At 43.0% G+C, this 12,446-nt stretch carries 6 protein-coding genes; 4 read left to right on the top strand and 2 right to left on the bottom strand.

Translation table 11 applies throughout. The features are described from left to right. Positions 1 to 38: 38 nt before the first annotated feature. Entirely contained in the window at positions 39 to 599 is a 561-nt protein-coding gene (locus QUB37_RS21775) for a Uma2 family endonuclease (protein WP_333166024.1), read from the top strand. A 390-nt stretch (positions 600 to 989) separates the two neighbouring features. On the opposite strand, the gene QUB37_RS21770 is transcribed toward QUB37_RS21775, so the two are convergent. Then, complete coding sequence (locus tag QUB37_RS21770) at positions 990 to 3,458, bottom strand: ATP-dependent Clp protease ATP-binding subunit (protein ID WP_333165995.1); 2,469 nt, start codon at positions 3,456 to 3,458, stop codon at positions 990 to 992. Between the two features lie 436 nt (positions 3,459 to 3,894). Here QUB37_RS21770 and QUB37_RS21765 point away from each other — a divergent pair, with 436 nt between their 5' ends. Further along, entirely contained in the window at positions 3,895 to 9,243 is a 5,349-nt protein-coding gene (locus tag QUB37_RS21765) for an AAA family ATPase (protein WP_333165992.1), read from the top strand. Between the two features lie 4 nt (positions 9,244 to 9,247). Here the strand turns inward: QUB37_RS21765 and QUB37_RS21760 are convergent, their stop codons facing one another. Continuing rightward, a complete protein-coding gene (locus QUB37_RS21760; RefSeq protein WP_333165990.1) occupies positions 9,248 to 9,814 on the bottom strand; it encodes a hypothetical protein in 567 nt (188 codons plus the stop codon). 122 nt (positions 9,815 to 9,936) lie between these two features. Here QUB37_RS21760 and QUB37_RS21755 point away from each other — a divergent pair, with 122 nt between their 5' ends. Next, positions 9,937 to 10,950 carry a hypothetical protein gene (locus QUB37_RS21755; RefSeq protein WP_333165989.1) on the top strand — a complete coding sequence of 338 codons (1,014 nt, stop codon included), beginning with the start codon at positions 9,937 to 9,939 and terminating at the stop codon, positions 10,948 to 10,950. 353 nt (positions 10,951 to 11,303) lie between these two features. Next, complete coding sequence (locus tag QUB37_RS21750; RefSeq protein ID WP_333166022.1) at positions 11,304 to 12,404, top strand: glycosyl transferase; 1,101 nt, start codon at positions 11,304 to 11,306, stop codon at positions 12,402 to 12,404. Positions 12,405 to 12,446: the final 42 nt, after the last annotated feature.

Below are 12,446 nucleotides of genomic sequence, written 5' to 3'. Positions count from 1 at the left end.
CGCAGGCAAAAACTCCAATATTCTTGTACGAAACAATGATGACAACTCAGTTAATCAAGCGGTTATTTACAGTAAAAGAATATCATCAGATGATTGAAGCTGGCATCTTGACAAAAGATGATAAAGTTGAATTAATTCGAGGAGAAATTGTTCAAATGGCCGCCGTCGGTAGAAGGCATACATCTCATGTCAAGCGTTTGACAGAGTTATTCTATATCCGCTTATTATCGAGAGTAACCATTGGAGTTCAAGATCCGGTAGAATTGGACGATCGCTCGGAACCGGAACCGGATATTTCCTTGCTGCGGCGGCGCGATGATTTTTACGAATCGGGACATCCTCAGTCTGAGGATATTTTACTAATTGTGGAAGTAGCGGATGCAACCGCTGAAACTGACAGAAATATCAAAATTCCTCTTTATGCTGAAGACAATATTGTAGAAGTTTGGCTAGTAGATATTAACGAGCAATGTGTAGTAGTTTATCGCCAACCTTCTCCATCGGGATACCAAAATATTCAAAGATTCCAGCGAGGTCAGACTTTATCTATTCTAGCTTTTCCAGATGTAGAAATTGCTGTAGATAATGTGTTGGGATAAAAGAGCCAAAACTCATACGATTTTAGATTTTAGATTTTATAATTATCTCAAATCTATTACCTGGGAATTATTCATATATCTATTCTCTTGATCTGCGTGAATCTGCGCCAATCCCTTGTCATCTGCGACCCGAAAATTTCTCTTTTTTTAACCGCAGATACAGGCAGATAAACACAGATTAACGCAGATTAATTATATCAATTCCGGTTGCTGTGTCCGTGATTGTTGACGGAATTTTACGCCCGACGATGCTACCGGATTTGATATTATATAAGGATTTGGAGCTTGCCTAAAGTTGCTTTTTTTTAACTGGTATTTTTTAATTAAAAACCCGGCTTCTCCGAGAAACCGGGTTTTTAATCAACAGTATTTATCCGTTGGTAGAGTGCATTAATGGCTTAATGCGAATTCAGGCAATTTCGGCTCAGATGAACCATCGGGCAACACCTTAACCTGACCATTTTCATCTACATCAACGATCGCCTTTTGGCCGTCTTTCAGCTTCCCAGACAGCATTTCCTCAGCCAGTACATCTTCCAACAACCGCATGATTGCGCGGCGCAAAGGTCGAGCACCGTAGCTGGGATTGTAGCCTTCTGTAACTAACAAGTCCTTGAAACGGTCTGTCACCGACAAAGTAATACCCTGTTCGGTTAAGCGGCTGAAGACTTGCTGCAACATAATGTCCGCAATCTGCTTGACTTCTTCCCTGTTCAACTGGCGGAAGACGATAATCTCATCCAAGCGGTTGATAAATTCGGGACGGAAAAACTGTTTCAGTTCTTCGTTTACCAAGCTGCGAACGCGGTTATACTGACCGTCAGCAGCACTTTCAGCAAACTCGAAACCGAGACCGCCGCCGCCTTTTTCAATCACTCGCGAACCGATGTTGGAGGTCATGATCAGCAGCGTATTCTTAAAGTCTACTGTCCGACCTTTAGCATCAGTCAAGCGACCGTCTTCCAAGATTTGCAGCATCATGTTGAAGACATCCGGGTGAGCTTTTTCGATTTCGTCGAACAAGATGACCGTGTAAGGACGGCGCCGGACTGCTTCTGTTAGTTGGCCGCCTTCATCGTAGCCAACGTAACCCGGAGGTGAACCGATGAGTTTAGAAACCGTGTGGCGTTCCATGAATTCGGACATATCTAACCGAATCATGGCTTCTTCGGAACCGAAGAAATAAGTTGCCAAGGCTTTTGTAAGTTCCGTTTTGCCGACGCCTGTGGGGCCGGAAAAGATGAAACTGGCGATCGGGCGATTCGGATTTTTCAAGCCTACCCGCGCGCGGCGGATGGCCCGAGAAACTGCGGTGACAGCTTCTTCTTGACCGATCAAGCGCTGGTGCAAAGTATCTTCCATGTGCAGCAGCAATTCCGATTCGGATTCTGTCAGCTTGCTGACTGGTACTCCCGTCCAATTAGCCACGATGTGAGCGATGTCTTCTTCGGTGACGATGGGAGAAGTTTTGAGCTGGCTTTTGTTGATCGTAGCTTCGGCGATTTCGGCTTCAATTTCTAATTCGCGATCGCGCAATTTTCCAGCTTTGTCGAAGTCTTGCTCGCGCACTGCTGCATCTTTTTCTTTTGTGACTGCAGGCAGTTGCTTTTTGAGTTCTTTAACTTCGGGCGGGGTTTGTGAATTCATCACGCGGACGCGGGAACCTGCTTCGTCAATTAAGTCGATCGCCTTGTCGGGCAAAAACCGATCGTTAATGTATCTGTCTGACAGTGTGGCCGCTGCTTCTAAAGCTGCGTCGGAAATTGTCAGTCTGTGATGCTGTTCATAAGCCGATCGCAAGCCGTACAATATTTCTATTGTTTCAGCCACGCTCGGTTCACCGACTTTAATCGGTTGGAAGCGGCGTTCTAACGCAGCGTCGCGCTCGATGTGTTTGCGATATTCGTCCAAGGTAGTGGCGCCGACACACTGCAATTCGCCTCTAGCAAGGGCGGGTTTGAGCATATTGGAGGCATCCATGCTGCCTTGAATTGCGCCTGCACCTACTAAGGTGTGAATTTCGTCGATTACCAGAATGATGTTGCCGGCAGCACGAATTTCGGCCATGATTTTCGTCAGGCGTTCTTCAAATTCGCCTCGGAACTTTGTACCAGCAATCAGCGAACCCATATCGAGGCTGATTACTTGTTTGTCTTCTAAAATTTCCGGGACGTTTCTATTAACAATCCGCTGGGCTAGGCCTTCGGCGAGGGCTGTTTTGCCGACTCCCGGTTCGCCTACTAACACTGGATTGTTCTTCGTGCGGCGGCCGAGCACTTGGATCACGCGCTCGATTTCATTTTCGCGGCCCACTACGGGGTCGAGTTTGCCTGCTGCGGCTAACTTGGTCAGGTTTGTGCCGAATTCTTCTAAAGTCGGGATTTTGCGATCGCCGCTATCTCCCCTACCTCCGGGTACCGCCGCGACTTCTCCCACGGCACGAATTACCTGCGTGCGGACTCTCTGGCGATCGATTCCCAAGTTTTGCAGCACCTTCGCCGCCACCCCTTCATCGTCCTGAATCAGCCCCAGCAGGATGTGCTCGGTGCCAATGTAATTGTGGCCTAACTGCCGTGCTTCGTTCAGCGCAGTCTCAAAAATGCGCTTGACGCGCGGCGTAAAAGGAATTTCCGGCGGGAGGAACCCCGAACCTCTACCGATGATATTTTCGATTTCATTGCGCGCCTCTTTCAAGTTGAGGCCCATATCCAGTAATACTTTTGCAGCGATGCCAGTGCCTTCGCCGACGAGCCCCAGAAGTATTTGCTCGGTGCCTACAAAATTGTGACCGAGGCGCCGCGCTTCCTCTTGGGCTAGCATGATTGCTTTAATGGCTTGTTCTGTAAAGCGTTCAAACATATTTTTTCTATCCTACTGTCTTGGCGAGGGCTGTATCGCTGCTGGTGAGGAGCGATTTGGAACACTACACAAATTATAGATGTAAATTTTTGTGTATTTCCTTCTCTAACAATGTATCTTGCTAAAGGGGGAGGGACAGTGGGGAGAGCCGAATAGTAGGGGTGTGGTTGCCGTCCGCCACCAACGACTATTAATTGAGAATAATAGTAGCAAAATGGCTTTGTTGCATAAATACTATAATTTTTTATATATCAAAATTTTATACCAGGAAATAAAATTTATTTTTTTACTCTAAGTAAACCATTTAACTAAGCTAAGCATATAACGGTTGCCCTGTCAAGACTTTTGACGATTGACGGTAGTCGTGCCGTCAGCCAACAGTCAACAGCGAATAGCGACTCGGATCAGATATATTTCCAACTCAGAGGAGAACTCCATGCAATTTCTATCGCAGTACCAAATCCACTCTATTCTCCACGAAGGTATAGAAACGATTATTTATCGAGGAAAAATCCCCACCCAGCAGGAGACAACTGTACTCAAAATCCTGAAAGCTGAATATCCGACCCTCGATGCAATTACCCGGATCAAGCACGAGTATCGCATTCGCCAACATTTAGACCATCCTGGCTTAGTTAAAGTCATTAGCCTAGAAACCTTTGATAACCGTCTCGGCTTGCTTTTAGAAGACTTTGAGGGCGAATCTCTCGATCTCCTCATGTCCAGAAAAAAGCTCGAAGTCATCACCTGTTTGAGGTTTGGCATTCAACTCATAAAAACCTTAGAATATCTACACCTTCAAAAAATTATTCACAAAGATATTAAGCCTAGCAATATCATCATCAACAGCCAAACAGGAATTATTAAACTGACAGATTTCGGGATTGCTTCACGATTGTCCAAAGAAAATCCCCAAATTAATAATATTAACTCGATAGTCGGTACTTTTGCTTATATGTCTCCCGAACAAACCGGGAGAATGAACCGCACCCTCGACTACCGCACCGACTTTTATTCTCTCGGAATCACTTTATATGAAATGCTGACAGGTCAATTGCCATTTATGAGCAACGACCCGTTAGAAATAGTTTACAGTCACATAGCTTCTCAAGCAATTTTACCTCATCAAATTAATTCAGACATTCCACCAGCCATTTCACAAATTGTGATAAAATTAATGGCTAAAAATGCCGAAAATAGATATCAAACAGCAGGCGGATTGTTGGCCGATTTAGAAATTTGTTTACATCAGTTAGAAACAACAGGCAAAATAGTCAATTTTACGCCCGGAAACTTAGATATATTGAGTCAGTTCTTGATTCCTCAAAAATTGTACGGTCGGGAAACACAAGTCAGCCAACTATTGGCAGCGTTTGAACGTGTAGCTAATCCTTGCCAGGAAAATTCTTCCCCTTCCCAAATTGAAGTGATTCTAGTGTCGGGTTATGCAGGTATAGGCAAATCGGCAGTAGTCAACGAAATTCAAAAACCCATCACCAGACAGCGGGGCTATTTTATTTCAGGTAAATTTGATCAATTCAAACGGAATATACCTTACGCATCTTTAATTCAAGCTTTTCAATCTTTGATCCAGCAGTTACTTGCGGAAAATAACGAAAAATTACAATATTGGCAACATCAACTTTTAGCCGCACTAGGCGATTCCGGACAAGTAATTATTGACGTGATTCCCGAACTAGAATTGTTAATTGGCAAACAGCCTGCGGTTGCGGAACTTGCCCCCACAGAAGCACAAAGCCGCTTTAACAGGCTATTCAAAGAATTTATTCACGTAGTCGCGCAAAAAGATCATCCATTAGTCATATTTATCGATGACTTGCAGTGGTCAGATTCAGCGACATTGAAATTAATGCAATTGCTGGCGACTGACCCAGATAGCAGATATTTACTATTAATTGGAGCCTATCGAGACCATGAATTTAGCTCTACACATCCTTTAATGCAAACAGTAGAGTACCTTCAAGAAACGGGGATTATTATCAACAATTTAGTGCTGCAGCCTCTTTGTTTGGCCCAGGTGACTGAGTTGATTTCGGAGACATTGAATGACTCAGAAAGAATTCAACCTTTAGCGGAGTTAATTTGGAATAAGACTGGTGGAAATCCTTTTTTCTTGACGCAATTGCTCAACACTCTTTATCAAGAAAAACTTTTGAGATTTGACTTTACCCGACTGCTGTCTACCGGAATAAAAGGGCAGTGGCAGTGGAACATTGAGGAGATTCAGGCTATTGGCATCACAGATAAGAGTGTAGTTGAACTGGTAGCCAGTCGCATTCAACAACTGCCAAAGACTACACAAGAAATTTTGAAATTAGCCGCTTGTGTTGGGGACAATTTTACTCTAGATGTTCTCTCTACTGTTAACGCAAAATCTCCATCACTCACTGCGACTGAACTCTGGGATGCTTTGCAAGCGGGGTTAATACTTCCATTGAATGAGAGTTACCTAATTCCTTTATTTTTAGATGGAGAAGCCGGAGTTAATTTAACTTTCGATTCTTCGCGAGTCAGTTATAAATTTTTGCACGATCGTGTCCAGCAAGCTGCATATTCACTGATTCCTGATGATGAAAAGAAAGCGACTCATCTTAGCATCGGTAAATTGCTGTTGGAAAATACGCCAGCCGATCAAGTAGAAGAGAGAATTTTTGATATTATTAACCAGTTGAATGTAGGAATTGATTGTCTGAGCCTGCAATCAGGAAAAGATGAATTAGCCGAATTAAATTTAATTGCTGGACATAAGGCAAAAGCAGCTAACGCTTATGAACCCGCTGTTAAGTATTTGAATGCGGGAATGTCGTTATTAGCACCTGATAGCTGGGATCGCAACTATAACATGACCCTGCGGCTGTATGTAGAGACGCTGGAAGCGGAATATTTAAACACCAACTTTGAGCAAGCAGAAGTTTTGGCAGCAGTGGTTTTGCGATCGGCGAAACACCAGCTTGACATAGTTAAAGTGTATCAGCTAAGAATCCTATTTTATCAAGCTCAAAGCCAGATGCTAAAAGCTGTTGAAACAGGTCTAGAAGTGCTGGCAATGCTGGGAGTAAACCTATTAGACAACGAAACCATTGCAGTGCCAAAACTGCCGCGAATTGAGGAATTAGAAAACCTGCCAGTTATGACAGATCCTTATCAACTGGCAGCTATGGAAATCCTGACAGCCCTCTATCCTCCTGCTTATATTGCCAAACCTGAAATTGTGTCCTCCCTCGTCTTGACTATGGTCAATCTTTGTATCGATCACGGTCATTCAGCATTAGCTACTTTTCCCTATACTCTTTATGGAATGATGCTGTGCGGCATCGAAGGCGACATCGAAGCTGGCTACTACGCTGGATTAATAGCTTTAAAGCTGCTAGAACAATTTAATGCTAGCCAACAGAAAGCTAAGGTTTATGTAATGTTTAATGCTCATATAAAAATCTGGAAAGAGTCTACTAAAAATACACTTACTTCGTTTATAGAAGGGCTGGAAATTGGTGTAGATACTGGGGATTTAGAATGGGCAATTTATAATTCTATGCACTACATTACCAATATATTTTTGGTTGGAGAATCGGTAGAATATGTCAAGGAGAAACAAAGAATTTATATGGAATTCTTGCTAAAAAATAAACACGAATTTGCCATAGGTTATGCTAAAATATGGCAAGTAATTGCTTCAAGCTTAAGAAGCAAAACAGCAGAGGAAGTACGATTAGTTAGCGACAGTTTGGATGAACCGGCTGTGATATCGCGTTGGCAGGAAGAAAATAATCGAATGTCCCTGTTTGCAGCTTATGTTGCTAAATTGATGCTGCTTTATTTATTTAAAGATTATGCTCCGGCTGTTGCCTGCGGTAAATTAGCGGCAGAATACGCAGATGGGGCGATCGGCTTAATCACTGTTGGGGTACACAATTTCTACTATTCGCTGGCCCTCCTCGCTCACTATCCTCACAGTGACAATCAAGAAGCCTCCCTAGCTATTGTTAACTCTAATCAGCAACTTATGAAAAAGTGGGTCTACCATGCACCCATGAATTATCAGCATAAATACGAGTTAGTTGAAGCAGAAAAAGCGCGAGTTATCAACGATAAACTTGCAGCCATGGATTATTATGACTTAGCTATTAAAGGAGCGGCTGCTAACGGTTACATCCACGAAGAAGCATTAGCTTATGAATTAGCTGGAGAGTTTTATCAATCTTTGGATAAAGAGATAAGTGCTCGAGCTTATCTGACCAAAGCTTATTATGCTTACATCCGCTGGGGAGCTACAGCCAAAGTTAAAGACTTAGAATCCCGTTATCATTATTTAGTCGATCGCAATCAAGGAACAATATCTAAAAATGTTGCTCTCACGACTGCCAAAACTACTATCAACAATAGTTTGGTGCTGGATTTGTCCACAGTTGTCAAAGCATCTCAAGCTGTTTCGAGCGAAATTATTCTCAGCCGTTTGCTAGAGAAACTCGTACAGCTTGTAAAGGAAAACGCAGGCGCTCAAAAAGTATTATTTCTTGCCAAGACAGGTAATCAATTATTCATAGAAGCTGGACTTACGGGTCAGTTTAATGATGTAAACGTGTTACAATCTCTCCCGATTGCAGAATCGGAGAGCCTCCCACTTTCATTGATTAACTACGTAGAAAGAACCCAACAATACTTGGTTTTAGATGATGCTACGCGAGCCGATAAATTCCAATTTGATCCTTATATTGTGGCCAATCAACCCCTATCTATCCTGGTATTGCCAATTATCCATCAAGGCAACCTTACGGGAATTTTTTATTTAGAAAATAATTTAACAAAGGGTGCTTTTACTAGCGACAGGCTAGAAATTTTGGGAATCTTGTCTGCACAAGCAGCTATTTCTCTAGAAAATGCTCGCTTTTATACTATTCTGGAAACGCGAGTAGCCGAAAGAACTGAGAATTTGCATACTGCATTGGAAGAACTCCGCCACACTCAATTGCAGCTAATTCAAAGTGAAAAAATGTCCAGTTTAGGGCAAGTGGTAGGGGGAATTGCTCACGAAATTAATAACCCGATTAACTTTATTTATGGGAATTTACACTATACCAATGAATACGCTCAAAACTTACTAGATTTAATATGTTTATACCAAAATAAATACCCAGATTACGACTCCGAAATAGTAAATAAAAGTGAGGAAATAGATTTAGATTTCTTGATGAATGATTTCACTAAAATGATTGATTCCATGAGAGTTGGTGCTGCGAGGGTTCGCGATATTGTGCTGTCGCTGCGAAACTTTGCTCGACTAGATGAATCAGATAGAAAATGGGTTAATCTCCACGAAGGTATCGACAGCACGTTGATGATTTTGGATCACAAATTAATTGATATTCAAGTGATTAAGGAGTACGAAAATTTGCCTTTAGTGAACTGCTATCCGGGAGAAATTAATCAGGTATTTATGAATGTACTGACTAATGCTATTGATGCTTTGTCTCGCGAAAGAGGGAGTAAAGTTGACTCGACACACACTCGAACAATTCAGATTGGGACTGAAGTCGCGGAAGGCAGTCAAGTAGCGATTCGCATAGTTGATAATGGTGTGGGTATGAGTTCGGAGGTGCGGGGTAAAATATTCGACCCGTTTTTTACTACTAAAGAGGTAGGTAAGGGGACTGGTTTGGGATTGTCTATTAGTTATCAAATTGTGGTAGAACAGCATGGAGGAAAGCTAATTTGCAAGTCGGCACCTGGAGAGGGCAGCGAGTTTACTATACTGCTTCCGTATTGATTAATTAAAGCCATCGTGAAAGCAACTGTTCAAATACTTCCACAAAGCCGATCGCAATTTGAATCAACGGCCAACCCACAAAACAAATTAACACCGCCCAGCGAGTTTTAATATCCAAACCTTGGCGAACCGCTACAATTACAGCTAGCAAACTCCACACAGCTAATATCCGCTGTATTCCTTCTCCCAGCAAAGGAATTAACGTTAAGAAATTCAGCACTTGGGGGGCGTAGGCAAAGCCGATCGGAACCAGCAACTCCCCATAAGTTACGTGTCCCGATTTCAGCCACTGCCCGATTTTAAAGATAGTGAAAGTCCAAAAATAATAACCCCCCGCGATAGCGAAACCCTCTATCCAAAGTCCTAGAAATAATACTGATAGCTCAGTTCGGTTGATCAACAAGATGACTGCACTACCCAACACGCGGGACAGCGCAGCTAAAATTACAATTGTTAAAGCTATTCGCTTAGTTCTGCGAGTGTAGGGAGTTTTTTCGTAAAAATTGCCGTTCAAAGAAAGTGCATTCCAAAGCGTTGCGCCCAAACCTGCGATTGAATCTTCTCCCTTCACGTTGAACTCCTGCTCCTCAAGATAGTTGACAACTTTTACAAAATAATGTCTAATACAGCAGAATCACCGAACTATTTCTACGTAATTAGGTAATTAATTGGCATTCTACCAGATTTAATTAAATGCTAAGATTGATTTTACGCATACTTGCATGGCTGCGGGGGGGAAGTTTAAATTTGTTGCTCATCGCAGGTGTAATCCTAATAATTTGGGGAATTCTTTCGCCGGTGGGGACGGTTATATGGTGGCTGAATCAAAGTGCCGAAACGTTGGGTATCAAGAAAAATCCGCCGGAGATATTGCCTTCAAACAAGGGCAATTTAGAAGCGCGTAAGTCTGCGCCACTCAATTGTTATATCATCTTTTTACCAGGAGTTGGCGATTTTTCGGGGGACGAATTAACCCCGGGCGAAGAGTTTTTTCTCAAGCACTTAGTTAAAAGTCACCCGCAGTGCGTAGCAGTGGGCGATGTTTTTCCTTACTCAGTTTCTAACAAAAGTTTAGGAGGAGTGCGGTGGCTAGGTCCTTTTTGGCGGTTTGCAGAACAGGCAAAAAGCGGGCCGATTGCGGGGGATATATTCATCAAAATTCGCAATCTCTGGAGGTTTGCAATTTCTCTAGATTATCGCTACGGTTTTGCATACAATCAGGGAATGGCTAAGGCAATTATCGATCGCATGAATGCTAAATCTCCCATTTCAGTTAATCCTCAAAAACCTTTGAAAGTTATTTTAATTGGCACTAGCGGCGGTGCACAAGTTGCTTTGGGTGCTACTCCCTATCTTAAAGAATGGCTGAAGGCAGAAATTACGGTTGTGTCGGTTGGAGGCGTGTTTTCGGGAGAAAATGGTTTTGCAGAGGCCGATCGCATTTTCCACTTTCGCGGCACTCGCGATTCAATTGAGGATATCGGCGGCATAGTTTTTCCGAGTCGCTGGTACTGGTACGCGAATTCTCCTTTCAATCAAGCTCGTTTGCAAGGCCGCTATGCAGCAGCTTTGAGCGGCCCTCACAAGCACGACGGCGATGAGGGATATTTTGGGGAAAATCTGGCGGGGGACGGTAAAAAGTATGTAGATATAACTCTGGACAAGATTAATCAATTGCCTGTTTGGTCTGAGGGTGCGTCCGATTGATGAGTTCTGGCATATTCGATGCCTGTACACTTATAATTAAGTTATGAGGAAAAATTTTAGTTTTAATTTATTCATAAAGAGAGGAGTGGCGTTCATCATTAAAAACTAATTTTATTATAGTCAATAATAATAAGACTCTTCTGGGCAGTTGCTCTGAGCAAGGTTAGGAATATACAAGTAAAATACACAACCGCTTAATCATTAGTCATTCGTTATTAATTGTGTCATTGTGGGTGGTGCGTCGCTTGAAGCTTGGCATTGTTGCCTTCCAGTCTCTACCGCAATTCCCGCTCCCCGATGCCCAATTCCCAATTCCCAATTCCCCATTCCCCATTCCCCATTCCCTATTATCAATGTCTCGACCAACATTATATATTGCCATCACGAATCACGGATTCGGCCACGCTGTCCGAGTCTCCTCCGTAGCTGCAAAAATTCAAGAATTAAATCCAGATATTTTACTAATTATCACAACAACAGCACCTCGCTGGCTGCTAGAATCTTATATTGGTGGCGACTTTATACACCGTCCCCGCGCTTTTGATGTGGGTGTCGTTCAAGCTGACAGTTTGAATATGGATAAAGACGCGACGCTGGAAAAATTACGGGAAATTCGGAAAAAGCAAAATTCCCTAATTGCAAGCGAAGTTAATTTTATCAAGCAAAATCGGGTGGGTTTGGTGCTGGCAGATATTCCTCCTTTGGCAACGCGAATGGCAGCAGCGGCTGGGGTTCCTTGCTGGATGATGAGCAATTTTGGGTGGGATTTTATCTATCGCGATTGGGGCGGGGAATTTGTAGAAATGGCAGATTGGATTGGTGAATGTTTCGGAATGTGCGATCGGCTTTTTCGTCTTCCTTTGCACGAACCGATGGCAGCTTTCCCAAATATTCAAGATGTTGGCTTGACTGGCGGCAATCCTCGCTACAGTAACGAAAAAATTCGGGAAGTATTCGGGATCGAAACACCGCTGGAAAAAACTGTATTGTTGACTTTCGGCGGATTGGGTTTAGAGGAAATTCCTTATCAAAATTTACAGCAATTTAGTGACTGGCAATTTATTACTTTTGATGCGGGAGCTCCCGATTTGCCGAATTTGATTTATGTCAAAAATCAGGAGTTTGCACAATCTTTCCCGATTTTACCGCGTCCGGTTGATATTATGCCTGTCTGCGGGCGCTTAGTTTCTAAACCGGGATACAGCACTTTTGCGGAAGCTTTGCGCTTGGAAATACCTGTTGTTTCTATAATGAGAGAAGGTTTTGCAGAAGCTGCGGTGTTGCTGGAAGGGATTCAAAATTATGCGGAACATCAAATCTTGACGGCGAGGGAGTTTTTTGAGGGGGATTGGGAGTTTTTGCGACAACCGCTGCATCCGCCCTGTTTGTCGGATAAATTGGATAAAAATGGTACGGAAGCTATCGCCCAAGCTGTTGTAGACTATTTTTCATAAGTGCGATTAGAAATCGATCGTACACAAACAAAGTCTACCTCC

The organism is Microcoleus sp. AT3-A2 (genome assembly GCF_036705685.1).
Classification (GTDB): Bacteria; Cyanobacteriota; Cyanobacteriia; order Cyanobacteriales; family Microcoleaceae; genus Microcoleus.
This window is presented reverse-complemented; position numbering and strand designations above follow the sequence as displayed.

Bases quoted from the DNA above. Each gene is read 5' to 3' on its own strand.
- QUB37_RS21765 (WP_333165992.1), top strand. From the start codon at position 3,895: ATGCAATTTCTATCGCAGTACCAAATCCACTCTATTCTCCACGAAGGT.
- QUB37_RS21750 (WP_333166022.1), top strand. From the start codon at position 11,304: ATGTCTCGACCAACATTATATATTGCCATCACGAATCACGGATTCGGC.
- QUB37_RS21775 (WP_333166024.1), top strand. From the start codon at position 39: ATGACAACTCAGTTAATCAAGCGGTTATTTACAGTAAAAGAATATCAT.
- QUB37_RS21755 (WP_333165989.1), top strand. From the start codon at position 9,937: ATGCTAAGATTGATTTTACGCATACTTGCATGGCTGCGGGGGGGAAGT.
- QUB37_RS21770 (WP_333165995.1), bottom strand. From the start codon at position 3,458: ATGTTTGAACGCTTTACAGAACAAGCCATTAAAGCAATCATGCTAGCC.